This window comes from Roseateles aquae, from assembly GCF_032337115.1.
GTDB lineage: Bacteria > Pseudomonadota > Gammaproteobacteria > Burkholderiales > Burkholderiaceae_C > Roseateles_C > Roseateles_C aquae.
This window is the reverse complement of record NZ_JAVXZY010000004.1, coordinates 316613-341442: the sequence shown is the minus strand read 5'-3', so window position 1 is coordinate 341442 and position 24830 is coordinate 316613. Positions and strand designations below refer to the sequence as shown.

26 protein-coding genes are annotated in these 24830 nt (G+C 67.5%); 19 read left to right on the top strand and 7 right to left on the bottom strand.

Annotation, left to right across the window (positions count from 1 at the left end; translation table 11 throughout):
* The first annotated feature begins 8 nt into the window (after window positions 1–8).
* The 3 genes from RQP53_RS12470 to fghA are packed head-to-tail and all read left to right on the top strand — an operon-like array spanning window position 9 to window position 4145.
* On the top strand, window positions 9–2162 hold the full coding sequence (locus RQP53_RS12470) for an FUSC family protein (RefSeq protein ID WP_315650633.1): 2154 nt from the start codon (window positions 9–11) through the stop codon (window positions 2160–2162).
* 41 nt (window positions 2163–2203) lie between these two features.
* Window positions 2204–3310 carry an S-(hydroxymethyl)glutathione dehydrogenase/class III alcohol dehydrogenase gene (locus RQP53_RS12465; RefSeq protein WP_315650739.1) on the top strand — a complete coding sequence of 369 codons (1107 nt, stop codon included), beginning with the start codon at window positions 2204–2206 and terminating at the stop codon, window positions 3308–3310.
* A 1-nt stretch (window position 3311) separates the two neighbouring features.
* Window positions 3312–4145 (top strand): S-formylglutathione hydrolase, encoded by an 834-nt coding sequence (gene fghA / locus RQP53_RS12460; RefSeq protein ID WP_434064082.1) that lies wholly within the window; start codon window positions 3312–3314, stop codon window positions 4143–4145.
* Here fghA and RQP53_RS12455 read toward each other — a convergent pair.
* Complete coding sequence (locus tag RQP53_RS12455; RefSeq protein WP_315650631.1) at window positions 4119–4901, bottom strand: hypothetical protein; 783 nt, start codon at window positions 4899–4901, stop codon at window positions 4119–4121. The two genes, fghA and RQP53_RS12455, sit on opposite strands and share 27 nt — an antisense overlap.
* A 200-nt stretch (window positions 4902–5101) precedes the next feature.
* Here RQP53_RS12455 and RQP53_RS12450 point away from each other — a divergent pair, with 200 nt between their 5' ends.
* Window positions 5102–5560 carry a hypothetical protein gene (locus RQP53_RS12450; protein WP_315650630.1) on the top strand — a complete coding sequence of 153 codons (459 nt, stop codon included), beginning with the start codon at window positions 5102–5104 and terminating at the stop codon, window positions 5558–5560.
* Between the two features lie 100 nt (window positions 5561–5660).
* Here the strand turns inward: RQP53_RS12450 and RQP53_RS12445 are convergent, their stop codons facing one another.
* Window positions 5661–5915: a hypothetical protein gene (locus RQP53_RS12445; protein WP_315650629.1), complete on the bottom strand. Its 255-nt coding sequence runs from the start codon at window positions 5913–5915 to the stop codon at window positions 5661–5663.
* On the opposite strand from RQP53_RS12445, the gene RQP53_RS12440 reads away from it, so the two are divergent.
* Both RQP53_RS12440 and RQP53_RS12435 read left to right on the top strand, forming a co-directional pair.
* Window positions 5907–7262: a chitinase gene (locus RQP53_RS12440; protein WP_315650628.1), complete on the top strand. Its 1356-nt coding sequence runs from the start codon at window positions 5907–5909 to the stop codon at window positions 7260–7262. The genes RQP53_RS12445 and RQP53_RS12440 overlap by 9 nt on opposite strands.
* Before the next feature lie 128 nt (window positions 7263–7390).
* On the top strand, window positions 7391–7639 hold the full coding sequence (locus RQP53_RS12435) for a hypothetical protein (protein WP_315650626.1): 249 nt from the start codon (window positions 7391–7393) through the stop codon (window positions 7637–7639).
* A gap of 9 nt (window positions 7640–7648) precedes the next feature.
* Here RQP53_RS12435 and RQP53_RS12430 read toward each other — a convergent pair whose 3' ends face one another.
* The gene (locus RQP53_RS12430; RefSeq protein WP_315650625.1) at window positions 7649–9070 is read right to left on the bottom strand and encodes a cytochrome P450; all 1422 of its coding nucleotides are present in this window, start codon (window positions 9068–9070) and stop codon (window positions 7649–7651) included.
* Between the two features lie 55 nt (window positions 9071–9125).
* Between RQP53_RS12430 and RQP53_RS12425 the strand changes: the two genes are divergently transcribed.
* Window positions 9126–9986, top strand: a complete 861-nt coding sequence (locus RQP53_RS12425) for a helix-turn-helix domain-containing protein (protein WP_315650624.1) — start codon at window positions 9126–9128, stop codon at window positions 9984–9986.
* 48 nt (window positions 9987–10034) lie between these two features.
* Complete coding sequence (locus RQP53_RS12420; protein WP_315650623.1) at window positions 10035–11915, top strand: ATP-binding cassette domain-containing protein; 1881 nt, start codon at window positions 10035–10037, stop codon at window positions 11913–11915.
* Window positions 11916–11961: 46 nt separating this feature from the next.
* On the opposite strand, the gene RQP53_RS12415 is transcribed toward RQP53_RS12420, so the two are convergent.
* Both RQP53_RS12415 and RQP53_RS12410 read right to left on the bottom strand, forming a co-directional pair.
* On the bottom strand, window positions 11962–12561 hold the full coding sequence (locus RQP53_RS12415) for a response regulator (RefSeq protein ID WP_315650622.1): 600 nt from the start codon (window positions 12559–12561) through the stop codon (window positions 11962–11964).
* A 249-nt stretch (window positions 12562–12810) separates the two neighbouring features.
* Entirely contained in the window at window positions 12811–13734 is a 924-nt protein-coding gene (locus RQP53_RS12410; RefSeq protein ID WP_315650621.1) for a LysR family transcriptional regulator, read from the bottom strand.
* Between the two features lie 148 nt (window positions 13735–13882).
* Between RQP53_RS12410 and RQP53_RS12405 the strand changes: the two genes are divergently transcribed.
* Window positions 13883–14668, top strand: a complete 786-nt coding sequence (locus RQP53_RS12405; protein ID WP_315650619.1) for an SDR family oxidoreductase — start codon at window positions 13883–13885, stop codon at window positions 14666–14668.
* Between the two features lie 43 nt (window positions 14669–14711).
* On the top strand, window positions 14712–15089 hold the full coding sequence (locus RQP53_RS12400) for a DoxX family protein (RefSeq protein ID WP_315650618.1): 378 nt from the start codon (window positions 14712–14714) through the stop codon (window positions 15087–15089).
* 9 nt (window positions 15090–15098) lie between these two features.
* On the opposite strand, the gene RQP53_RS12395 is transcribed toward RQP53_RS12400, so the two are convergent.
* Window positions 15099–16526 (bottom strand): aminotransferase-like domain-containing protein, encoded by a 1428-nt coding sequence (locus RQP53_RS12395; RefSeq protein WP_315650617.1) that lies wholly within the window; start codon window positions 16524–16526, stop codon window positions 15099–15101.
* A 130-nt stretch (window positions 16527–16656) separates the two neighbouring features.
* Here RQP53_RS12395 and RQP53_RS12390 point away from each other — a divergent pair, with 130 nt between their 5' ends.
* From RQP53_RS12390 to RQP53_RS12365, 6 genes are read left to right on the top strand one after another with little or no spacing between them, the layout of a single operon-like run.
* The gene (locus RQP53_RS12390; RefSeq protein WP_315650615.1) at window positions 16657–17418 is read left to right on the top strand and encodes an aspartate/glutamate racemase family protein; all 762 of its coding nucleotides are present in this window, start codon (window positions 16657–16659) and stop codon (window positions 17416–17418) included.
* A gap of 23 nt (window positions 17419–17441) precedes the next feature.
* Window positions 17442–18650, top strand: coding sequence for an aminotransferase-like domain-containing protein (locus tag RQP53_RS12385; RefSeq protein WP_315650614.1), 1209 nt, complete (start codon window positions 17442–17444; stop codon window positions 18648–18650).
* 13 nt (window positions 18651–18663) lie between these two features.
* A complete protein-coding gene (locus RQP53_RS12380; protein ID WP_315650612.1) occupies window positions 18664–19137 on the top strand; it encodes a GNAT family N-acetyltransferase in 474 nt (157 codons plus the stop codon).
* Between the two features lie 49 nt (window positions 19138–19186).
* Window positions 19187–20035, top strand: coding sequence for a PhzF family phenazine biosynthesis protein (locus RQP53_RS12375; RefSeq protein ID WP_315650611.1), 849 nt, complete (start codon window positions 19187–19189; stop codon window positions 20033–20035).
* A 41-nt stretch (window positions 20036–20076) separates the two neighbouring features.
* Entirely contained in the window at window positions 20077–20661 is a 585-nt protein-coding gene (locus RQP53_RS12370) for a VOC family protein (protein ID WP_315650610.1), read from the top strand.
* Complete coding sequence (locus RQP53_RS12365; RefSeq protein WP_315650609.1) at window positions 20658–21386, top strand: alanyl-tRNA editing protein; 729 nt, start codon at window positions 20658–20660, stop codon at window positions 21384–21386. Before RQP53_RS12370 ends, RQP53_RS12365 begins: the two co-directional genes overlap by 4 nt.
* A 423-nt stretch (window positions 21387–21809) precedes the next feature.
* Here the strand turns inward: RQP53_RS12365 and RQP53_RS12360 are convergent, their stop codons facing one another.
* Window positions 21810–22274, bottom strand: coding sequence for a c-type cytochrome (locus tag RQP53_RS12360; RefSeq protein WP_315650608.1), 465 nt, complete (start codon window positions 22272–22274; stop codon window positions 21810–21812).
* 118 nt (window positions 22275–22392) lie between these two features.
* Here RQP53_RS12360 and RQP53_RS12355 point away from each other — a divergent pair, with 118 nt between their 5' ends.
* The 3 genes from RQP53_RS12355 to RQP53_RS12345 all read left to right on the top strand — a co-directional run bounded on the left by RQP53_RS12355 (window position 22393) and on the right by RQP53_RS12345 (window position 24591).
* Complete coding sequence (locus RQP53_RS12355) at window positions 22393–23079, top strand: cytochrome b/b6 domain-containing protein (RefSeq protein WP_315650607.1); 687 nt, start codon at window positions 22393–22395, stop codon at window positions 23077–23079.
* Between the two features lie 18 nt (window positions 23080–23097).
* Window positions 23098–23595, top strand: coding sequence for a GNAT family N-acetyltransferase (locus tag RQP53_RS12350; protein ID WP_315650606.1), 498 nt, complete (start codon window positions 23098–23100; stop codon window positions 23593–23595).
* Window positions 23596–23667: 72 nt separating this feature from the next.
* Window positions 23668–24591, top strand: a complete 924-nt coding sequence (locus RQP53_RS12345) for an SMP-30/gluconolactonase/LRE family protein (protein ID WP_315650605.1) — start codon at window positions 23668–23670, stop codon at window positions 24589–24591.
* Window positions 24592–24830: the final 239 nt, after the last annotated feature.

The following is a 24830-nucleotide window of genomic DNA, read 5'->3' as shown; positions in this document are numbered from 1 at the left end:
GTCTGCGCTTGGAGCTGCTGCGTCGCGCCCGCCGTCATCACCTGACGGCCGCCCAGCTGAACGGGCTGAGCGTCAGCGTCGGCCTGGCGCTGGACCTGTATCTGTTCAGCGCTGTCTTCGGCCTGCACATCGGCCTCGCGGCTTCGGGCGGTGCGGTGTGCGCCAGCCTGACCGATGTGCCCAATCCGCCGCGGCGCGTCTGGCCCCGTGTGGTGCCGGCGGCCTTGCTGGCGGCCTTGGTGACGCTGGGCGTGGGCTTGTTGCGCGAGCAGCCGCTGGGCATGCCGCTGCTGGTGGCGGCCACCGCCTTCATCGCGCTGATGACGCTGGCCTGGGGGCCGCGGGCCGGCCCCTTGTCCTTTGCCGGGCTGATTGCCCTGGTGTTCTCGATGGCCTGGGAGGCGCCGCAGACGCGGCTCGATGCCGTTCACCACGCCGGCTGGGTGTTGGCCGGGGCGCTGGTCTATGCACTGTGGGCGCGCTTTGCCAGCTGGGCACTGCGGCGCCGCTATCGCGAACTGGCGCTGGCCACGGCCATGCGCGCCACGGCACAGCGCTTGCGTTCGCGCGCGCTGCGCATCGCCGGCGAGCTGCCCGCCGCCGAGGACAGCATCCGTGCCTCGATTGCCGATGATGTGCTGCTCGCCGACACGTTGCAGGCAGCGCGTGATCAGGTTTTCGATGCGCAGGACTCGGTCCATGCGCGGCGCCAGGTCGACCTGCTGCTGGGCCTGATCGAGCTGCGCGATCTGCTGCTGGCCAGCCGCCTGGACATCCCCTTGCTGGGTGAGGACGAAGCTGGCTGGCACTGGCGGCGCAGCCTGGCCGAAACGCTGCGCCAGCTGGCCGGCGCGCTGCAGCAACTGGCGGAGGCCCTGGTGGGCGACGCGCCCTTGCCCGCCGTGTCGGCGGCGCAATGGCGTGCCGAGCTGCAGCAGCGCCTGCAGGCTCGCCCCTGCGCCGCCGAGGACAGCCGGCGCCATCTGCTCGCGGCCTTGCAAGGCCGGCTCGGCCATATGCTCGACGATGTCGCGGCCATGGTGCAGCGCTGCCGCACCAGCGACCGCGAAGCCAGCCTGACGCCGCAGCAGCTGCGCCAGTTCGTCTCGCCCGAGGGCTGGCCGATGGCCGCGCTGCCGCCGCATCTGACGCTGGCCTCGCCGGTGCTGCGCCATGCGCTGCGCGGCATGCTGGCGCTGAGCGTGGCCTACCAGCTGGGCCGCTGGCTGCCCTGGGCGGCGCACCCGCACTGGCTGCTGCTGAGCGTCATCGTGGTGTTGCGCGGCAATCTGGAACAGACACTGGCACGCCGCAACGACCGCATCAGCGGCACCGTGATCGGCTGCCTGGTCGTCGCGGCGCTGGGCTATCTGCCGGGCGGTTGGATGACGGTGCCGGTGCTGGCGCTGATCTATGTCGGCGCCATCGGCGTCGCCCATGCCTATCTGAATGTGCGCTACCGCGTCGCTGCCACCGCGGCGACGCTGATGGCGCTGCTGCAGCCCTTGATGCTGGAACCGGGCATGCCGCCGCCCATCCTGGAGCGGCTGGCCGACACGCTGATCGGCGCCGGTCTGGCCTGGGCCTTCTGCTTTGTGCTGCCGTCCTGGGAGCGGCGCAGCCTCTTGCGCCTGTCGCAGCAACTGCGTGGCGCGCTGGCCCGCCATGGCGCCAATGTGCTGCAGTGGGCGCCAACGTCGGCCCAGCAGCTGGACCAGCGCCTGAGCCGCCAGCAGGCCTATGCCGCACTGGCGGCGCTGGCCGGCGCCGGGCAGCGCACCCGCGCCGAGCCGGAGACGGTGCGCGTGCCCGATGCCCATATCGAGGCGCTGCTGAGTCATGCCTACCGGCTGATGGCCTTGCTGGGTGCCGTGCAGCAGCTGCTGAGTCGGCGCACCCAGCGGCTCGATCCGCTTGACGCGCAGCAGGCGCTGGCGCAGGCGCGGCAAGACGTGCTGGCCAAGCTGCGCGACGCGGCAACGACGCCCGAGCCCCTGCCGCTGGACAGCGATGCTGCCGATGATTGGCCCGAACATCGTGACGATCTCAGCCTCACGCCCTGGCTGCAGCGCCGCTTGCGTCTGTGCGTGCGCGAAGCGGGCTGGCTCAAGACGGCCGTGCAGCGCGTGCGGGACGCCATTGCTGGGCCTCGCATAGACTGAGGCAAGACCTGCCCCTGGAACCCGGAAGGAAAGCTCCCATGATCAAGACCCGTGCCGCCGTCGCCTGGAAGGCCGGCGCTCCGCTGACGATTGAAACCCTGGACCTGGACGGCCCGCGCGAGGGCGAGGTGCTGGTCGAGGTCAAGGCCACCGGCATCTGCCATACCGACTACTACACGCTGTCTGGCGCCGACCCCGAGGGCATCTTTCCGGCTGTGCTGGGCCATGAGGGCGCCGGCGTGGTGCTGGAGGTCGGCAAGGGCGTGAGCTGGCTGAAGCCCGGCGATCATGTGATTCCGCTCTACACGCCCGAATGCCGGCAGTGCAAGTTCTGCCTGTCGCGCAAGACCAATCTCTGCCAGGCCATCCGCTCGACCCAGGGCAAGGGCCTGATGCCCGACGGCAGCGCCCGCTTCAGCCTCAACGGCCAGCCGGTGTTCCACTACATGGGCACCTCGACCTTCTCCAACCACATCGTCGTGCCTGGCATCGCGCTGGCCAAGATCCGCGAGGACGCGCCCTTTGACAAGGTCTGCTACATCGGCTGCGGCGTCACCACCGGCGTCGGCGCGGTGCTGTTCACCGCCAAGGTGGAGGCGGGTGCTAACGTCGTCGTGTTTGGCCTCGGCGGCATCGGGCTGAATGTGATCCAGGGCGCCAAGATGGTTGGCGCGGACAAGATCATCGGCGTTGACATCAACCCGCAGCGCGAGGCGCTGGCGCGTCAGTTCGGCATGACGCACTTCATCAACCCCAAGGACGTGCCGAATCTGGTCGACCATATCGTGCAGCTGACCGATGGCGGTGCCGACTACTCGTTCGAATGCATCGGCAACACCAAGGTGATGCGCGATGCGCTCGAGTGCACGCACAAGGGCTGGGGCCGCTCCATCATCATCGGCGTGGCCGAGGCTGGCGCCGAGATCAGTACGCGGCCCTTCCAGCTGGTGACCGGGCGCAAATGGGAGGGCTCGGCCTTCGGCGGCGCGCGCGGCCGCACCGATGTCCCCAAGATTGTTGACTGGTATATGGACGGCAAGCTGAAGATCGACGAGCTGATCACCCACAAGCTGCCGCTGGAACGCATCAACGAGGGCTTCGATCTGATGAAGCGCGGCGAGTCGATCCGCTCGGTGGTTGAGTTCTGACGTGTCGGTCGAACTGCTCAGCGAACACAGCTGCTTCGGCGGCCGGCAGCAATTCAGGCGCCATCAATCGGCCGTCACGGGCTTGCCGATGCGCTATGCGCTGTTCCTGCCGCCAAGGCCGCGCGCGCTGCTGGTGTTTCTGGCTGGCCTCACTTGCAGCGAGGAGACCTTCACGATGAAGGCCGGCGCGCAGCGCCTGGCCAGCGAGCTGGGTCTGGCGCTGCTGATGCCGGATACCAGCCCGCGCGGCGCCGCCGTGCCGGGCGAAAGCGATAGCTGGGACTTCGGCCTGGCCGCAGGCTTCTACCTTGACGCCACCCAGCCGCCCTGGGCCACGCACTGGCGGATGGAGAGCTATCTGCTGAATGAGCTGCTGCCCGAGGTGCAGGCCGAGCTGGGCCTGGACGCCGCGCGCACCGGCATCAGCGGCCATTCGATGGGCGGCCATGGGGCACTGACGCTGGCGCTGCGCCACCCGGGGCGTTTTGCCGCGGTGTCGGCGATCGCACCCATCTGTGCGCCGGTCGACTGCCCCTGGGGCCGCAAGGCCTTTGCCGGCTATCTGGGGCCGGATGAAAGCCTGTGGGCCCGCCACGATGCCAGCCGCCTGATGCGCGCGCAAACGCAGCCCCCCTTTGCTGGCGGCATCCTGGTCGATCAAGGCCTGGCGGATATATTCCTGCTCGAGCAGCTACAGCCTGAAGCGCTCGAAGCCGCCTGCGTCGCGGTAGGCCAGCCGCTGCAACTGCGTCGCCATGCCGGCTATGACCATGGCTACTACTTCATCGCCAGCGTCATTGACGAGCATCTAAGGCATCATGCCGCGCTGCTCTGAGCGAGCGGCCCACCAGTTTTCCATTCTCCGGCCCAACTTTCGCGGTATCGCAAGCCCCAGCATGGCAAGCAGGATAAGCGCGCTGGCAGGAGGCTCGGCCAGGCCATGTATCAGACCATCCTGCCCGGGCGGTCCTGGTGGAAATGCAGGGTCAAACTGGCCCAAGTAGTTGTAGTCCGTGACCAAGGAAATGTCGACGACGTTGTGCGGCCCGTAGGAAAAGTCGACGCTGATTTCCGTTCCGGCGGCAAGGTTGCTGAAGGTGATCACGTAGTAGCCATTTGCAGCCACACCAGAGCCGGCATTGGCACCGGTGCCGACAAAAAACGTAAGGCCATTGGCGAGGCCTTGAGAGCAACTGTCGAACGCGGCGCCCCCACTTGATAGTGCGCAACTCAAGGCCGGGCCGTTTGTCAGAAGACTCATGTCTGTTGCCAACTCGTTTCTCGGGTTCTTGACCTTCCAGCTGTCGTTCTGTCCGACGAGCACCAGTCCAGCCTGCGCAGCACCAGCGAACAGCATCGCCGTGCTCAGCACCAACACCGGAGGCGTAAGACCCCAGCCGTTGCGAGCTCGGCTGAACCGGTAGACGTGGCCCGAAGGCTGTCTGATGTGCGGGCTTTGTGAGGCCGCCATGGCGCGGCTGCGCGGTGGAAGAGGCGCTTCGTGCCGGTCGGGTGAGGCAGGCGGAAGCAGAGGCTTGGGGGGCTGCTTGGGCTTCTTGGCTTCCTTGTTGCCGCGTTGGCCTTTGGACATGCTGGGCTCCTTGAGTGTCGCGCGGCCTGAGCTCGCGCCGAGGCCCGAGGATGTCGATGCGGCCATGCGGTGTCGGTGCGCTGGCGCACATGGGCAACAGGCCCGGTGGTGTGCGGTGGACAATCGGACTACCATTGCCGGCAGCGCCTTCGTTCTGGCGCTGAAGCTTGGCTTGCAGTCTTCAGGCAAGGAGTCACACCATGGTCGCATCACTGTCCACTCCGTCGGTCACGAGTGCTACGCCTGGTTCGCTCAAGCAGGCGCTTGATCCCGCCAGCAGACTGCGCCCCAAGGCCGAGCAGGCCACCGAGGGCGAGAGCACCCAGGTCAGCATTTCTGCCGAGGCGCTCAAGCAGGCCGAGCAAGAGCCGGTTCAGGCCGTTGCTGCGGAGGCCAGGCCGGCGCAGCCGGCGCGCGCGCCGGAGACTCCGGCGCCACAGGCTCAGAACAGCTCAGCCAGTGCAGCGGCCGCGCAGCTGCCGGCGAGCGGTGGCCGGGGCGGTCTGCCCGAGGCCGCCTACCGGCCAGCCGACGGCAACAAGGATGGCCTGGTCTCCGTGCTGGAGCAGGAAGCCTACGACTTCGAGCATCCCTCGCTTGAAAAGCCAGCCGACAGCTCGGCCCTGAAGGCCTACGCCGACGTCGCACGCAATAGCTGATCGCGCTTCGGGCGATTCAGGCGTTTCTTTGCCCGGCCCGTTGCTGCGGCCTGGCTTGTCGTGGCCAACTGAAGAGCTCTGCCCTGGGAAGGGTTGATCCTCATGCCATGGCGCTTGGCACGTAGTGAAATACCAATGCAAGACCAAAAAAATACCAATAGCGCTTGATCCTGCGATGGCAGGGCTGCGCGCCACCTGACGGGGCTTGCAGGGCTGGCAAGGGCTGGTCGATTCCAAGTTGGGTGAGCAGGAGGGGTCGACGCTGTTCGGCCCCGAAGCGCGTGCGCTTGAGGCGTGCGCCGTGCAGGTGCCGGTTTTCACCCCGCTCCGATTGCTGGAGGTTTGCATGTCTCATTCCGTTTCTTCAGCGCAGCGCCGGCTGCGCGGCGCCGCTCACGGCGCTCGTCGTCAGACGCTGTGGCTGGCCCTGATGGCGGCCACGCCCTGGGCGGCCCAGGCGGCGACCTGTTCGGCCGCCTGGGCCGAAGGCAAGACCTATCTCGCCAACACCCTGGCCAGCTACCAGGGCAAGGACTACAGCGCGCTGGTGACGCACACCGCCTATGTGGGCACCGGCTGGAACCCGGTCGCGGCGCCGACGCTGTGGCGCTATGTGGCTGACTGCACGGCCAGCCCGACGCCAACCCCCACACCAACACCTACCCCCACGCCAACCCCCACGCCAACACCAACACCAACACCGACGCCAACACCGACGCCAACACCGACGCCGACGCCCAGCCCGGGTCTGCCCAAGCATGCGCTGATCGGCTATTGGCACAATTTCAGCAATGGCGCCGGCGCACCGATCCGCATCCGCGATGTCCGTGACGACTGGGATGTGATCATGGTGTCCTTTGCCAGCGATGCGGGCAATGGCGGCGTCGACTTCCAGCTCGATCCGGGCGCCGGCAGCGAGGCCGATTTCATTGCCGACATTGCCGCCAAGCGGGCCAAGGGCAAGAAGGTGGTGCTGTCGCTAGGCGGCCAGGAGGGCCGGATGACGCTGAACACCAGTGCGCAGGTGACGAACTTCGTCAACACGCTGGCGGCGCTGATCGCCAAGTACGGTTTCGATGGCATCGATCTCGACCTGGAGAGTGGCGCCGGCGTCTCGCTGGGCTCACCGATCATCAACAACCTGATCAGCGGCGTGAAGCAGCTCAAGGCCAAGGTCGGGCCGAGCTTCTACCTGTCGATGGCGCCCGAGCATCCCTATGTGCAGGGCGGCTATGTGGCCTACGGCAGCATCTGGGGCGCCTACCTGCCCATCATCGACGGCCTGCGCAACGAGCTGACGATGATCCACGTCCAGTACTACAACAACGGCGGCTTTACCTACACCGATGGGCGCACGCTCAACGAGGGCACGGTGGACGCGCTGGTCGGCGGCAGCCTGATGCTGATCGAGGGCTTCAAGGTCAGCCAGGGCACGGGCTGGGCCTTCCCGGGCCTGCGGCCGGATCAGGTCGCCTTCGGCGTGCCCTCGGGCACCCGCTCGGCCGGCCGTGGCTATGCACCGCCCAGTGTCATCAACCAGGCGCTCAGCTGCCTGACCCTGTTGCAGAACTGCGGCACGGTGAAACCCAAGCAGGCCTACCCGAGCTTCCGCGGTGCGATGACTTGGTCGATCAACTGGGACAAGGCGGATGGCCACAACTTCTCGGTGCCGGTGAAGGCGCACTTGAAGACGCTGCCCTGAGTGCCAGTCTGGGCAAGACCTGACCCCGGCGGGCGCGCGGCCCGCCGTTCGGGCTTGCCTGGCTCAGCGACTTTGCCCATCGGTAAAGTCGCCGGCTGCACGGAGCGAAGGGCGCATACTCGCGCGCCATGAACGATCAAATGGCGATGCTGCAGGCGCTCGGCTTTCAATGGCCGAGCCCGGCCTACATCTTTGGTGCCATCCTGTTCGGGCTGATCGGCCTGGCCGCATTTCGCCTGGGCCGTGTGCGCCAGCGGCCACGCACCCGCTGGCTGGGGCTGGCGCTGATGCTCTATCCCTATCTGGTGTCGCAGACCTGGCTGCTCTACCTGATCGGCCTGGCGCTGTGCGCGGGCATCTATACCGATCGCGACTGAAGCCTGGATTCAGCGCGGGTTGAGGCGCAGCTGCAGCGGCGTGTCCGGTCGCAGCGTGATGTTGAGCTCGGGCCGTGGGGCCGGCAAGCCCGGCACGGCGCTCAAGCGGTAGCGCTGCAAAATCATGGCGCCGATCAGCAGCATCTCGGTGGTGGCGAAATGGCTGCCCAGGCAGACCCGCGGACCGGCACCAAAGGGCAGATAGGCGCCGCGGGGAATGTCGGCATGGCCGCTGGCCGGGTCGAAGCGCTCGGGCCGGAAGGCGTCAGGCTCCTCGAACCAGCGCGGGTCGCGCTGGGTGATGGCAGGGGTCAGGCGGATCATCGATCCGGTTGGGATGGCGTAGCCGGCGATTTGCAGCGGCGCCGTGGTTCGGCGCGTCAACAGCGCGGCGCCGGGCGGATACAGGCGCAGCGTTTCCTTGATGCTGAGGTTGAGCTGATGCAGCTGCGGCAGATCGGCCGCGGTGGGCGTGCGCTCGCCGATCACGCTGCTGATCTCGTCGGCAATGCGCTGCTGGAGCTCAGGATGCGCGGCCATGCACCAGCCCCACCAGCTCAGCGCCGCGGCGGTGGTTTCGTGGCCGGCCAGGAAGGTGGTCATGCATTCATCGCGCAGACCGCGTTCATCGAAGCCCTGGCCTTGCGGATCGCGCAGGTTGCGCATCATGTTGAGCAGATCGTCGCGCGGCGTCGCATCCTCGCGGCGGCGCGCCAGCTCGCCGCGGATCAGGCTGTCCAGCGTCTGCAGCGCGCGTCGCTTGGGCGCCTTCCATGGCGCCCACAAGGGGCTGCTGACCGGCCAGTAGAACTCGCCCATGGCGACGACGCTGAGCACATGCACCGCCTCGGCCGCGGCCTGCGCCTGAGCTTCATCGCTGTGCGAGAACAGGCTGCGCAGGATGACCTCCATGGTCAGCTGCGTCATCGCCGCCTCGAAGGGGAACTGATCCAGGCTTTTCCAGCGCGCCATGGCCTGGCTGCCGGCCTCAATCATCAGCGGCACAAAGGCCTCGACGCGCTTGGGCGAAAAGCCCGGCTGCAGCATCTGACGCTGGCGCTTCCACGGCGCGCCCTCGGCGACGATGACGCTCTGGCCATGGGCCGAGGCAAAGATCTCGGTACCGCGCTCCCAGCGGATCAGCTGATCGTGCGAGGCAACCAGCAGTTCGCGGATGTGATCGGGGTGGAAGAAGCTGTAGTCGCGATAGACCATCAAACGCTGGCAGACCACGTCGCCGTAGCGCTGCTGCCAGCCACGTATGGTGCCGAGGTAGTCCTGGCGCATCGCCCGCATCTGGGCAAAACCGAAGCCGCTGGGGCCGGGGGGCGTGGCGGGGCGGGCGGCCTGGCCGCCGTTCAGGGTGGTGGGCTGGTTCATGGCCGCCATGGTGCCGCGGCGGTCGGCGGGCGTCTTGAACGAAAACGACATGGGCGCTGCACCGCACCGTGCCGCGGCAGCCATCTCGCTTGCCTACACTTGCGCCATGGAGACTGATCGCCATCCCGATACCGTCGCGCGCCTGCTGGTGCCCAGCCTGGCGCTGTCCGGCTGCCTGCATGCCTCGCTCTGGCGCGACACCAGCCGGGCTGCGGCGCTCAGCGAAGCGCAGCGCAACAGCCATTTCCCGGCCACGCCCTTCTGTGGCCTGACCTGGACGCTGGAAGGCGAGGGCTGGGAGGTGCGTGAGGACGGCCAGCTGGAGCCGCTCACTCACCGCAGCCTGATCGGCGGCCCGCGCAGCCGCCCGGTGCAGTTCCGCTCCGAGGCGGGCATCCGCTGCTTCATGGTGGCGATACAGCCCGAGGCCCTGCATGCGCTGACCGGGCTGGACCTGTCGACGCTGATGGATCGCTACCTGCCCGTCGAGCAGCTGCTCGGCGAGGACTGGCAGCAGCTCAATCAGCAGATGCTGGCGGCGCGCGATGAGCATCACTGCCAGCAGCTGCTGGAAGCCTTTTTGCTGCCGCGCTGGCGCGCCCTGCGTGGCGGGGACAGGCCCTACCGGGGCCGCTACCGCGACTGGACGCAGAACCTGGCCATGCGTGCGGTGGCCGGCGGCCACGGCGCCAGCCTGCGGCAGATGGAGCGGCGCATCAAGCAGTGGAGCGGGCAAAGCCTGCGTGCGCTGCGCGGCATCAGCCGCGCCGAGGCGACCTTCTTCCAGGTCCGCGAGGAGATGGCGGCCGGCGAGGTGGTCTGGAGCGCGCTGGCCCAGGATGCCGGCTATACCGATCAGGCCCATCTGTGCCGCGAAACCCGCCGCGTCACCGGCTTCAGCCCCGAGGAGCTGCGCCAGCGCATCGATCTGCACGAGGCCTTCTGGGTCTATCGAATCTGGGCCTGAACCGGCATCGAAGGCGCCCGAGCGCGGCGGTCGAGGACAATGCGGGCCATGGCAGTCCTATCCATCTCCAACGCCCATCTCGCTTTCGGCCACGTGGCCCTGCTCGACGGTGCCTCCTTCTCGCTGGAAATCGGCGAGCGTGTCGGCCTCATTGGCCGCAACGGCACGGGCAAGTCGTCCCTGCTGAAAATCCTGGCCGGGCTTGAAAAGCTCGACGATGGCCTCTTGCAGCTGCAACAGGGGCTGACCAGCGTCTATGTGCCGCAGGAGCCCGAGCTGCGCCCGGAGGCGACGATTTTCGAAGTCGTCAGCGAGGGCGTGGCCGAGGCCAAGAGCCTGCGCGAGCGCTATGAGATCCACGACGAGAACGACGATCTGGCCTGGGTGCAGGAGCGCATCGAGCAGATCGGCGCCTGGAACTGGGAACAGCGGGTGGACGAGACCCTGCACCGGCTGGGCCTGGATGGCTCGCGCATCGTCGGTTCCTTGTCCGGCGGGCTGAAGAAGCGCGTCGCGCTGGGCCGCGCCCTGGTCGCCCAGCCCGATGTGCTGCTGCTCGATGAGCCGACCAATCACCTGGATCTCGACGCCATCACCTGGCTGGAAGAGCTGCTTAACAACTTCAAGGGCAGCCTGCTGCTGATCACCCACGACCGCGCCTTCCTGGACAACGTGGCCAACCGCATCGTCGAGCTGGACCGCGGCCAGCTGCGCGGCTACCCCGGCAACTTCGCTGCCTTCACCGCGGCCAAGGAATACGAGCTGCAGAACGAGGCGCTGTTCAACGCCCGCTTCGACAAGCTGCTGGCCCAGGAAGAGGTCTGGATTCGCAAGGGCGTCGAGGCCCGGCGCACGCGCAGCGTCGCGCGCATCCAGCGCCTGGAGGCGATGCGCCTGGCCCATGCCGCGCGCCGCGATGTGCAGGGCAAGGTCAAGCTCGATATCGACACCGGCGGCGCCAGCGGCAAGATCGTGGCCGAGCTGGAGAACGTCTCCAAGCGCTATGGCGATCGCACCATCGTCAACGATTTCAGCGCAACGATTCTGCGTGGCGACAAGGTCGGCCTGGTCGGCCCCAATGGCGCCGGCAAGACCACGCTGCTGAAGCTGATCCTCGGCGAGCTCGCCCCAGACAGCGGCGAGGTGCGCCAGGGCTCGCGGCTGACGGTGGCTTATTTCGACCAGATGCGCGATACGCTGAATCTTGAAGCCACGCTGGCCGACACCATCAGCCCGGGCAGCGAATGGATCGAGATCGGCAGTCAGCGCAAGCATGTGAAGAGTTATCTGGGCGACTTCCTGTTCTCGCCGGCACGGGCCAATTCGCCGGTGAAGAGCCTGTCCGGCGGCGAGCGCAACCGCTTGCTGCTGGCCCGGCTGTTCGCCCGCCCGGCCAATGTGCTGGTGCTCGATGAACCGACCAATGACCTGGACATCGAGACGCTGGAACTGTTGGAAGAACTGCTGGCCGAGTACGACGGCACCGTCTTCCTGGTCAGCCACGATCGCCGCTTCCTCGACAACGTGGTCACCAGCACCATCGTCAGCGAGGGCGAAGGCCGCTGGCGCGAGTACGAGGGCGGCGTGCAGGACTGGCTGATCCAGTCGGCCCGTGCCAAGCAGCTGGCGGCGCGCCAGCCGGCGCCCGCTGCTGCGCCTGCACCCGTCGCTGCACAGGCGCCAGCGCCCGTCGTGGCCGCGCCCAAGGCGCGCAAGCTCAGCTACAAGGAGCAACGCGAGCTGGAGGAAATGCCGGCAAGAATCGCCGCGCTGGAAACCGAGCAGGGCACGCTCAATGCGCTGCTGACTGGCAGCGAGCTCTACACCCAGGGCGCAGCGCGCATCGCCGAAGTGACGGCACGGGCCGCGCAGATCGACGAAGAGCTGCTGCTGCTGCTGGAACGCTGGGAAGAGCTCGGCGCGCGCTGAGGCGCGGCACTCAGGGGCGCGGCGGCAGCGGGAGCGGGCCGCCCGCCTACTGCTTCTGCAGCTTGGTGGCGGGGATCAGGCCGCTCTTGTTCTTCAGCTGGACGACCAGCTCGCCGTGGCGCACCACCACGCACTCGACGACCTCGGTCTTGTCGCCGAAGCGCACCTTGTCGCCCGGCTTGTACTGCACCATGGGCGGCAGCACGATGGGGCGCGGGGCAATCGCCGGCTGCGGGCGCGGCGCCATCATCACCGACTGCAGCCGCTGGTGCAGCTCCGGATAGTCCTTGGCCATGACCTGCAGGGCCTGATGCAGGGTGCGACGCAGGTCTTCGGCGGTGAAGGGCTTTTTCAGCAGGAAGCGGGCGCCGGCCTGCTTGGCCTGGGCCTCATGGTCGGGTGTGACTTCAAAGCTGAGCAGTGAGAGCCGGCATGTCGGCTTCACCTCCAGCAGGCGCTGGTGCAGGGCCAGGCCGGTGAGGGGGCTCTTGCCGAACCAGTCGGTGATCAGGAAATCGGGCTTGAACTCCAGGCCCTGGGCCAATGCCGTCTCGGTATTGCCGCAGCACAGAATGCCTTGCGGATCAAAGCCGAAGCTCTCAAGCAGCTGGCGCGCAAAGGTCTGCACGCCTGCCAGTGGGTCCACAATCAGAAAGCGTAGCGACGGTGGGCTCATAAGACGGGGAAACGGCGATCTCGATCAAAGACGGAGTCAAGAAAAACGCTGGGGCTGGACGCGAAGCATGCCTGAATCTTGTGCCGAACGCTGGCGATCTGGCAAGCGACGCCGTCAATCCTGCCCGCCTCAGTTCGGCAGGCTGCACAGAGCATAGCGGCGGCACTTGTCAGCCGCCTGACAGCCGGGCACTGACCTGCACCAGTCTGCACCAAGCCGCTATATCGGCAGCAAATGCGGCCGGAACAGTGTTTCGCACCAGGCCGCAAAAGCCTGCAGCCGGCGCGACAGGTGGCGCCGCTGTGGATAGAGCAGGGCGACCGGCAGTGGCGGCGCCGGCCAGGCCTGCATCAGCTCAACCAACTCGCCTCGGGCCAGCGCGCCGGCCACGTCGTAGGCCGGCACCTGGATCAGGCCCAGGCCGGCCAGTCCGGCGGCCAGATAGGTCTCGACGCTGTTGACGCGCAGCCGGCTCCTCAGCATCAGCCGCTGGCGGCTGCCGTTGGCGGCTAGATGCTCCCAGGCGGCCAGCCCGAGCTGCTCGCTGGCTGGGGCCTGGGGCGGCGCATAGTCGACCAGCCAATGGCCGGACAAGGCCTCCAGGCGTTCGGGCCGGCCATGGCGGGCCAGATAGGCCGGGCTGGCATAGCTGCCGACCCGGAACTGGCCCAGCGGCCGGCTGATCAGCCGTTCGTCGCTGCTGGCGCCAACCCGTATCACCGCGTCGACGCCGTCCTGGAACAGATCGATGGCGCGGTCGCTGCTGCCCAGTTCCAGGCTCAGCTCAGGATGGTGCTCGAGGAAATCCGGCAGTGCCGGTGCCATCAGGCCGGCGGCCACGCGGCTGGGCACATCGATGCGCAGCCGGCCGCGTAGCTGGCTGCCCTGCGGGCGAAACAGCGCCTCGGCCTCCGCCATATCGGCCAGCAGGCGCTGGCAGCGCTCGCGGTAGGCCTGGCCGTCGGCCGTCAGCTGGACCTGGCGGGTGGTGCGGCTGAGCAGCCGGGTGCCCAGTCGATCTTCCAAAGCGCGGATCGCATTCGAGGCGGCCGGGCGTGACAGGCCCAGTGCCTCGGCCGCGCGGGTGAAGCTGCCGCTGTCGGCGATCTGCACAAAAAGCTGCATGGCTTGCAGGCGATCCATCGTCTATTGGTTCCCATGTGAAAACAAAGAAGCAAATAGATCGTTATTTATTCGAAATGCTTTGTCAATCAAAGTCTGGGCATGGCGACGGACACGTGGCCACAGCACGGCGGCCAGCCGCCCCTTTTTGATTTCAACGGAGCAAACCATGAGCAACACGAACCCCACCGCCCGCCAAACGAATGAACACAGCCTGCACGGCAAAGTCGCCCTGGTGGCCGGCGCTTCGCGAAATCTGGGCCGGCAGATCGCCCTGGAGCTGGCGGCCGCCGGCGCCGATGTGCTGCTGCACTTCCACAGCGCCTCGTCAGCGGCCGATGCCGAGGCGGCGGTGCGTGAGCTGCGCGGGCTGGGCGTGCGGGCCGAGGCGCTGCAGGGCGACCTCAGCGAGGTGGGCCAGATCGAGCGCCTCTTTGCCGAGGGAAAAGCCGCCTTCGGTCGCATCGATATCGCGGTGAATGCCGTCGGCAAGGTGCTGAAGAAGCCCTTGATCGAGACCAGCGAGGCCGAGTTCGACGCGATGTTTGCCGTCAACAGCCGTGCCGCCTTTTTCTTCATCCGTGAGGCCGGCCGGCAACTGGAAGACGGCGGCAAGATCATCAGCATTGCGACCTCGCTGCTGGCCGCCTTCACTGGCGGCTACAGCGTCTATGCCGGGGCGAAGGCGCCGCTGGAACATTTCACCCGTGCGGCGGCCAAGGAGTTCGCCGCCCGTGGCATCTCGGTCAATGCCGTGGCGCCCGGCCCGCTGGACACGCCCTTCTTCCACGGCCAGGAAAACGCGGCCTCCACCGCCTATCTGAGCGCGGCCAGCATGAACGGCAAGCTGGGTGATATTCGCGATATCGCGCCCATCGTCCGCTTCCTGGCCGGCGAGGGCTGGTGGATCAACGGTCAGACGCTGTTCGCCAACGGCGGTTTCACGGCGCGCTGAAGCTCAGAGGTGGCCCGCCCCTGCAGACCTGGGAGAGATCATCATGGACAAGTTGCAGCTCTATTTTCTTGCCCGCGCACTGGTGGCCAGTGTCTTTGTCGCGATGGGGCTGGAGCGCCTGCTGGCCTACGGCGGCGTGCTTGACGGCGGCGTCGCCTCGCTCGGCGCCGGCTACCTGGCCTTCGGCCTGTTTGAGTTGGCCGCCGGTCTGCTCATTGTCTGCGGCTGGCAAGCCGGCTGGGCGGCGCTGGTGATGGCCGCTTTTCTTGCCGTCGATGCCTGCCTCGCGCATCCGTTCTGGCGCGAGCAGGGGCTGCAGCGCCATGGCCAGCTGCTGCATTTCATGAAGAACCTCAGCGCCATCGGCGGCCTGCTGCTGGTCGCTCAGGCCGAGTGGCAGCGGCGGCTGCCGCCGGCTTGATCGGGCCGCCTATCTCTGAAGTTCCGCGCGCAACTGCTCCAGCAGCCGCCAGAAGCGCGCATCCTGCGAGGTAGCGAAATTGATGCGCATCAGCGTGCCGGCGCGGCGGGTCGGGCTGAACAGCACGCCGGGGGCGATCAGCCAGCCGGCGTCGAGCAGGCGCTGGGCCAGCTTTTCGGTGTCGACGCCGACATCCAGCCAGCCGAACAGTCCCTGCGGTGGCGTCACGAAGCGACAGCCGGCGTCCTCGGCCAGGCGCACGCTGCGCTGGCGGGCGGCGTCCAGCCGGGCGATGACGCGTTCGGCATGGCGGCGCAGCTGGCCCTGCTCCAGGCAGAGGGCGACGGCGCGGTCCATCATCGGGCTGGTGGTCAGCGTGGACAGCAGCTTCAGATCGGTCAGCTTGGCCACCCGCTCGGCGCTCGCGGCGACGAAGCCGACCCGCCAGGCCGGCGTCAGGATCTTGGAAAAGCCCGAGACATACAGCGTGCGGCGCAGGCCATCGAGCGCCGACAGCCGCGGCGCATGGTTGGGCGCCAGGCAGGCATAGGTGTCGTCCTCGACGATCATCAGATCGGCCGCCTCGGCCAGCTTGAGGATCTGGTGGGCGCTGGCCAGCGAGAGGCTGCCGCCGGTCGGGTTGTGCAGCACCGAGACGGTGACGTACATGCGCGGCTTGTGCTCGGCGATCAGGCGCTGCATCACCGCCAGGTCGGGGCCATGCTGGTCGCGCGGCACCGGCAGCAGCCGCATGCCGGCCTGCGACAGGCGGGCGTATTCGATCGCCCAGCCCGGGTCGTCAACCAGCACCGCATCGCCCGGCGTCAGCAGCGTGCGGGTGATCAGATCCAGCGCATGGGTGGCGCCGACGGTGCTGACGATCTGCTCCGGCGCCACGCTGACGCCCAGATCTTCCATCCGACGCGACAGCGCCGCGCGCAGTCGCGGGTCGCCGCCGGGCTCACCGTACTGCAGCGCCAGCTGATCGGGCTGCTCGCTCTGCGTCAGCACCCGGCGCATCGCGCTTTGCAGCATGGGCAGGTCCAGCCAGTCGCCGGGCAGGGTGCCCAGGCCCGGTGCATGGCGGGCATCGGCCTGGAACATGCCGCGTATCAGCGCACTGGCGTCCACCGGCGCCTGCGCAGGCCGGGCCAGCCAGGCCCTGGTCGGCGCCGGGCTGGCCGGCCGCATATCGCGGACGAAAAAACCACGCTGCTTGCGCGCTTCAAGCAGGCCTGAGGCGAGCAATTGATCGTAAGCCGCCACGACGGTATACGGGCTGACGCCATGATGCCGGGCGCAATCGCGTACCGAGGGCAGGCGGGCGCCGGGCAGCAGCAGGCGCTGCTGGATGCGTTCGGCAAATCGTTGGGCCAGTTGCTGGGCCAGCGGGGTGCTGGCGCCGCGGGCCAGCGGGGCGGCTGTGTTGGTGCTCATGCCAGTACAGATGCTGTGCTTGTTCGCGAAAGTGTACTGGTTCTGTATTGGTTGGCGCCGCTAGACTGGATCGCATGAAGTTCCAGCTCCCGCTCCCCGCCTGCGGCCTCCGCCGCGCCGGAGATTGCCCATGAACACGCTGCCAAGCCTGCGGCTGCTGGGCGTGCTCGGCGGCATGAGCTGGGAATCCAGTGCCCATCTCTACGCCTTGCTGAACCGCGAGGTGGCGGCCCGGCTGGGCGGGCTGCACAGCGCTCGTCTGCTGATGCACAGCGTGGACTTCGCGACCATCGAGCGCTGCCAGCGTACCGACGACTGGGCTGCTGCCGCCCGCCTGCTCACTGAGGCCGCGGCTGGTTTGAAGGCCGGCGGTGCCGAGGCCCTGCTGCTGGCGACCAACACCATGCACAGGGTGGCCGAGCAGATCGAGGCCGAGTCCGGCCTGTCGCTGCTGCACATCGTTGACGCCACGGCGGCGGCGCTGCGCGCGCGCGGCTTTAGCCGAGTCGGGCTGCTGGCCACCGGCTACACCATGGCCGCCGGCTCCTTCTATCACCAGCGCATGCAGCGCCACGGCATTGAACTGCTGACACCCAGCGCCGACGACCGCGCCGAAGTCCATCGCATCATCTACGAAGAGCTGTGCCGGGGTCAGGTCTTGCCGGCCTCGCGCCAGCGCTACCAGGCCATCGTCGCCGCGCTGGCGGCCGAAGGCGCCCAGGCCGCCATCCTTGGCTGTACCGAAATCGGCCTGCTGCTGGACGCCAGCGCGCAGGCCAGCAGCCCCATCCCGCTGTTCGACAGCACCGTGCTGCAGGCGCAGGCGGCGGTTGAATGGATGCTGAGCCCCAGTCCCGACTCCCACCGCCCAGGTGGTACAACAACAACTTGAGACCCCTCCCCGGAGATATTCCCATGAGCAGCATCTGGACCCAGGCGCGCCGCGCCGCGCGCATGAACCCGTCCATCATTCGCGAAATCCTCAAGGTCACCGAAAAGCCCGGCATCCTGTCGATGGCTGGTGGTCTGCCCTCGGCCGACACCTTTCCGGTCGACGCACTGAAGGCGGCCTGCGACAAGGTGCTGAGCGAAAACGCCAAGGAAGCGCTGCAGTACGCGGCCAGCGAGGGCTTTGCGCCACTGCGTGAATGGGTCGCCGCGCGCGTCAAAGCGCTGGGCATGGACGTGAGCCCGGATCAGGTGCTGATCACCAGCGGTTCGCAGCAGGGCCTGGATCTGGTCGGCAAAATCCTCTGCGATGCCAGCGCGCCGGTGGCCGTCGAGACGCCCACCTATCTGGGTGCACTGCAGGCCTTCACGCCCTATGAGCCGAGCTTCATCAGCCTGGCCAGCGACGAGCAGGGCCCGCTGCCCGAGGCCTTTGCCCGCCTGCCGCACGACGCGCCAGGCACGCGCTTCGCCTATCTGCTGCCGAACTATCAGAACCCGACCGGTCGGGTGATGAGCCTGGAGCGCCGTCAGGCGGTGATGGCCGCCGCCAAGGCTGCCGGCGTGCCGGTGATCGAAGACAACCCCTATGGCGACCTGTGGTTCGACGAACCGCCGCTGCCCTCGCTCAGCTCGATGTGGCCGGAAGGTTCGATCTACCTCGGTTCCTTCTCCAAGGTGCTGACGCCGGGCTTCCGCCTGGGCTTCATCATTGCGCCCAAGGCCCTGTACCCCAAGCTGCTGCAGGCCAAGCAGGCGGCCGATCTGCACACGCCGGGCTTCAACCAGCGCGTCGTTTACGAGGTGATCAAGAACGGTTTCCTCGACGAGCATGTGCCCAAGATCCGTGCCCGCTACAAGGCCAATCGTGATGCGATGGCCGAGGGCCTGAAGAAGCACCTGCCGGCCGGCTGCGAATGGCAGAGCCCCAAGGGCGGCATGTTCTTCTGGATCCGCCTGCCCGAGGGCCTGGATGCGATGGCACTGCTGCCCAAGGCCGTCGATGCCAATATTGCCTACGTGCCCGGCGCTGCCTTCTATGCAGCGAACCCGGATCCGCGCACGATGCGCCTGTCCTTTGTGACGCTGACGCCCGAGCTGATTGCCGAAGGCGTGGCCATTCTCGGCCGCGTGCTGGGCGAGGCGCTGGCCGCGATTCCCGAAACCACGCCCTGAGGTGGCCGCGACGATGGTTGAGGACATCAAGGCGCTGGGCAATCGTCGCTACCGCATCAGCAGTGCGGCGGCCGATCAAGACCCGGTCGCCGTTCACGCCTTCCTGACCCGCTGCTACTGGAGCGAAGGCATCAGCCTCGCGCTGGTGCAGCAGGCCATGCAGCATTCGCTGTGTTTCGCGCTGCGCTGCAGCGAGGGCGGGGCGGCGGAGCAGGTGGTTGGCTTTGCCCGCGTGATCAGTGACCGGGCGACCTTTGCCTATCTCTGCGACGTCTATGTGCTGGAGGCCCACCGCGGCCAGGGCCTGGGCGACTGGCTGATTGCGACCCTGCTGCAGCACCCGGAGCTGCAGGGCCTGCGCCGCTTCCAGCTGATCACCCGTGACGCCCATGCGCTCTACCAGCGCCATGGCTTCAAGCCGCTGGCCGCGCCGGATCGCGGCATGGAGATCAGCCGGCCCGGCCTGTATCTGCAGCCCGCCGCCTGAGTCGTTTGGCGGCGCAGCGGCAAGACCTGACCCTCACCCGCGAGTTCCCATGAACCGATCACGCCGCTTTGCCCAGGTTGATGTCTTCAGCAACGAGCCCTTGCGCGGCAATCCGCTGGCGGTGGTCGTTGACGGTGAGGGTTTGAGTGACGCGCAGATGGCCCGCTTTGCGCGCTGGACCAATCTGTCCGAAACGACCTTTCTGCTGCCGCCCACCGACCCTGCGGCCGACTACCGGCTGCGCATCTTCACGCCCGGCGGCGAGTTGCCCTTTGCCGGCCATCCGACGCTGGGCAGTGCCCAGGTCTGGCTGGACCATGGCGGGCGGCCTCGCCAGCCCGGGCTGATCGTTCAGCAGTGCCAGATCGGCCTGATCCCGGTGCGCCAGGTGGCCGGTCAAGAGGGCCGGCTCGCCTTTGCCGCGCCGCCGCTGACGCGCGAAGGTCCGCTGGCGTCTGAACTGCGCGCCCAGGTCTTGCGCGCGCTGCGCCTCCCCGAGGCTGAGGCGCTGGATGTGGTCTGGGTCAGCAACGGACCGGAATGGATTGCCGTGCGTGTGGCCCGTGCCGCCCAGGTGCTGGCGCTGCAGCCCGATTTCGCTGCGATGGCGGGGCTGAACGTCGGCGTCGTCGGTGCCCATGAGCCCGGCGCCGAGGCGCAGTTCGAGGTGCGCATGTTCGTGCCCGAGATGGGTGTGCCCGAAGACCCGGTGACGGGCAGCTTCAACGCCGGCCTGGCGTTGTGGATGATGGCTACTGGACTGGCGCCCGAGCGCTACACCGTGGCCCAGGGCACGCAGTTGCAGCGTCAGGGCCGCATCCATATCAGCCGCGAAGGCGAGCAGACCTGGATTGGCGGCGATGTGCAGCGGCTGATCGCAGGTAAGCTGCAGCTCTGACAGGTATTTGCGTGCCGTTCAGGCGGCGCAGGGAGGCAGACATGGCGATGGAACTGGATCACCTGGTCGTTGGCGCGGCCAGCCTAGAGGAAGGTGTGGCTTGGTGCGAGCAGCAGTTTGGCGTCAGCCCGATGCCTGGCGGCAAGCATGCGCTGATGGGCACACACAACCTGCTGTTGAACATCAGCTCGGACGCCTATCCGCGCTGTTATCTGGAAATCATCGCCATCGACCCGGAAGCGCCGCCGCCGACGCGGGCACGCTGGTTCGATCTCGATCAGCCGGCGTTGCAGGCAGCGCTGAGCCAGCGCGCCGGCTTGATCCATTGGGTGGCCCGGGTGCCCAGCCTGGAGGCGGCGTTGGCGCAGTGGCGCGGCGAGGGTGTCGATGCTGGCGTCGCCGTGGCGGCCACGCGCGGCGCCTTGAGCTGGCGCATTGCGCTGCGTGAGGATGGCCGGCGTCTGCGCCGCGAGGGCCTGCCGGTGCTGATCGAATGGGGCGCCGCGCATCCCTGCGATGCGCTGCCAGCCTCCGGCGTGCAATTGCAAAGCTGGGAGGCGCGTGACGGCCTCACGGCGACGCTGCTGACGCCCAGGGGCGAGCTGAAACTGGAATTGCTGGCGTGAACGCGACCGAAGAACTTTTCCGCGAGGACGCGCTGCTGCGCGAGTGCACTGGCATCTTGCTGCGCGCCGACGAGCGCGGCCTGCTGCTGGACCGCACCGTGTTCTATCCGCAGGGCGGCGGCCAGGCCGGCGATGCAGGCGACTTGTTGTTGCCTGGCGAGCGTCGGCTGCAGATCGCCGACACCCGCAAAGGCGAGGCCGGCGAGATCCTGCACCTGCCCGCCCCCGGGCAGGAAGCGTTGTTGGACACGCTGGTGCCAGGTCTTGCCGTGCAGGCGCGGATCGACTGGGTTCGTCGACACGCCCATATGCGCTTTCACACCGCCACGCACCTGCTCTGCGCGCTGGTGCCGCAGCCGGTCGACGGCTGTTCGATCACTGCCGGCTATGCGCGGCTGGATTTCCACATGAACGAGCCGCTCGACAAGGAACAGCTCAATGCCGGGCTGGCGCGCCTGGTGGCCGAAGGACATGCCGTCACACATCGCTGGATCAGCGATGCCGAACTCGATGCCAATCCTGGCCTGGTGCGCAGCATGAGCGTCCAGCCACCGCGCAGTTCGGGCCGGGTGCGCCTGCTGGAGATCGCCGGCGTGGACCTGCAGCCCTGCGGCGGCACTCATGTCGCCAATACCGCCGACATCGGCCCCATCATCATCACGAAGATTGAGAAGAAGTCCGCCATGACGCGCCGCGTCGTGCTGGGCTTTGCCCAGCCAGGCTGAGGCAACACTGAACCCATCTCCGCACGCCGCGGCGGGGGCTTTGCGGGAGGCTGGGCAAGGCGCGAGCCGCCGCACAGGCTGGCGGCCTGTGCAAGGGTCGCAACGCCGGCCAGCACCCGCAAAGGCCCGCCCCTGAAGGGTTTGCGAGATAAGCGGCCGTCTCGGGCGTTGCAGCGCTCGGCTGTCGGGCTACCAGCCCGACCTTCGCACTGCGCCTACGAGTCAGCCGCTTCTCTCGCAAACGCGGCGCGCGGAGACGGGTTCAGTGCTGCCCTGGGCGGACTTCTTCGGGGAGCACTCATATCGGCGCAGCCGATGTGAGTGATCACCAGAAACTCCTGTGCCGCCATGGCGCGCCGCGTCGTGCTGGGCTTTGCCCAGCCAGCCGGAGGCTAAGGCTCCGGAGGCTGGCTGTGGCGCGCTTCAGTGCTCGTGCTTGTCCTTGTAGCTATCGTGGCAGGCCTTGCAGCTCTGGCCCACGCCGCCGACAGCGGCCTTGATCTGGTCCAGGTTGCCGGCACGGGCGGCGGCGTCGAGCTTGGCGACTTCGCTGATCATCTTTTCCGAGGCTTCACGGAACTTGTCGGCTTCCTTCCAGATCTCGGCGCGGGCGGCGGTCGGGTGGCCGGTGGTGCTGCCTTCGGGGAAGGCGCTGAAGGGCAGCTTGGCCACCGCCATCATCACGGCGGTATTCTCGGCGGCCAGCTTGGCGTCGAAGGGCGTCTTGCCTTGAGCCATCATTGATACGCGCTTGAAATGCGTGGCCAGGATGGTGAAGCCGGACTGGCGGTATTCAATGGCGTCGCCGGGCTTCTGGAATTGGGCGTGAGCGGGCAGGGCACAGCTCAGGGCAGCGGTGGCGGCGAGAGCCAGCAGGACTTGCTTCATGCGGGGTGTTCCTTGGGGTTGAAGGCCGGCGGCTACCGAGGACGGGTGCCGGTGCGCGAGTGTAGAAGCCTGGCGCGCTTCGGGTATCGTGTGTGCCGCGTAAACAGTGCTGCATGGGATGAGCGAAGCCAATCAAGTCAACAAGATCCGCGTCTGGGACCTGCCGACACGGCTGTTCCATTGGGCGCTGGTGCTGGCGGTGCTCGGCGCCGTGGTATCGGCCAAGATCGGCGGCTTGATGATGGCCTGGCATCTGCGCTGCGGCTATGCGATCGCGGCCTTGCTGGTCTTTCGGCTGCTGTGGGGCATTGTTGGTGGCCACTGGTCGCGCTTTCGCCAGTTTTTCTACACGCCGGCGGCGTTTGTGCGTTATCTGCGTGGCCGCCCGCTGCCTGAGGACTGCTTCGAGATCGGTCACAACCCGCTGGGGGCGCTGTCGGTGCTGCTGATGCTGGCCTGGCTGGGGCTGCAGGTGGGCTCGGGGCTGATTGCCGACGACGAGATCGATACCACCGGCCCGCTGGTGGCCTGGGTGAGCAGCGACACCAGCCAGCGCTGGACCGGTCAACACACCGGCCTGGGCCAATGGGGCTTGATCGCCATGGTGGCGGTGCATGTGGCGGCCATCCTGTTCTACCGCTGCTTCAAGCGGCGCAATCTGCTGGCGCCGATGATCAGTGGCGACAAGATGGTGGCCCGAGTTGTGGAGCACAGTGCTGACACGCTGGCCACCCGCTTGTTCGCGCTGACGCTGGCGGCAGCTTGTGCGGCTGCCGTCTGGCTCTTGGTCAATGCGGCTGGCTGAGTACACTCACGTCGAACGATGGACAGCAACAGCCCGACGATCAGTCTGATCACACCCGCATCGCCCGCCGACTGGCAGACCACGCGTGAGATCCTGCTGGAGTACGCACAAAGCCTTGGTTTCGACCTGGGCTTCCAGGGCTTCGAGCAGGAGTTGGCCGCGCTGCCCGGCCAGTACGCCGAGCCCGAGGGGCTGATGCTGCTGGCCTGTATCGATGGCCAGGTGGCCGGTTGCGGGGCCTTTCGCAATCTGCCTGATGCCGACTACCCGAATGCCTGCGAGATGAAGCGTCTGTTCGTGCGGCCGGCTTTTCGCCGCTTCGGGCTGGGCCGGCAACTCACCCAGGCCTTGATGGACCGGGCCAGTCAGGCGGGCTATTCGGCGATGCTGCTGGACACGCTGGACGATATGGAGGCCGCCCGTGGCCTCTACGAGAGCCTGGGCTTCGTTGAGGTGCCGCCGTTTTACTTCAATCCACTGCCGGGCGCGCATTACCTGAAGGTCGAACTCGACTGAGGTTACGGCGAGGTACGGGCTTAGCATCGAGGGCCGAGGTCGATATCCGACCGCCATAGCGAGATCGATGTGATGAGCAGTGCCGCCCCCCCGAACCCACCGCTATACCAGCCGCAGGCGCTGGGCGAGTACCGCGCCGCGCTCGGTGAATCGCCGCTGTGGCATCCGCTGGAACACTGCCTTTATTTCGTCGACATCGCCCGGGGTCAGGTCTTGCGCTGGCGCGAGGGCGAGGCGGCGCCGCAAGCGTGGCCGGTCGGGCGCGAGCCTGGCTGCATCGCGGCGCTGGCCGAGGGCGGGTTGTTGCTGGCGCAGCGCGATGGCTTGTTCAAGTTCGATACCGTTGATGGCAGCCTGCAGCCGCTGCTGCCACCGCCCTATGACGCGGCGGCACAGCGTTTCAACGACGGCAAGGCTGATGCGCAGGGGCGCTTCTGGGTCGGCACCATCGACGATGCGCGCCGACCGGCCTCGGCGCTGTACCGGCTCGCCGCCGGCAGCTTCACGCCGATGCTGGAGGGCATCACGACCAGCAATGGCCTGGCCTGGAGCCCCGATGGCCGGCGGCTTTACAGCGCCGACACCAAGGCCCACCGCATCGACGTCTGCGATTTCGACCCGGTCGCCGGAGCGGTATCCGACCGGCGCTGCTTTGCGCAGTTCGAAGCGCGCCAGCCGGGGCAGGATCTGAACAGCTATGGCGGCCGCCCCGACGGCGCTGCCGTCGATATCGAGGGCTGCTACTGGGTGGCGATGTATGAGGGCCAGCGTCTGCTGCGGCTGTCGCCCGAGGGCCAGGTCTTGCGCCAGGTGGAGCTGCCGATGCGCTGCCCGACGATGCCGGCCTTTGGCGGCGCTGATCTGCGCACGCTGTTCGTCACCAGCGCCAGCGATGGCCGGCCGGCCGACGAGTTGGCGGCGCAGCCGCTGGCCGGTGCGGTGCTGCGCCTGCGCGTCGAGGTGCCAGGGCTGCCGAGCCATCTGGCGCGGCTGTGATCGCAACTTGAGCGCTTGAACACGGCCCGCGGCTGCTTGATCTGCAACAAGGCTGCTTAGATCTCTACAGCGCCGTGATGCGGCTGGTGATGGGGCTTGCCTCGTTGTCACGGGGTGCCAAAAGTACCGCTAGCGGCACTTGCTACCCGCTGTCAAGCCGGGCCGAAATCACGCCCGTGTCGCTGTGTTACCGGGATGTAAGGGGAAACCACATATAATCTTTGGGTTTTGCCGATTGC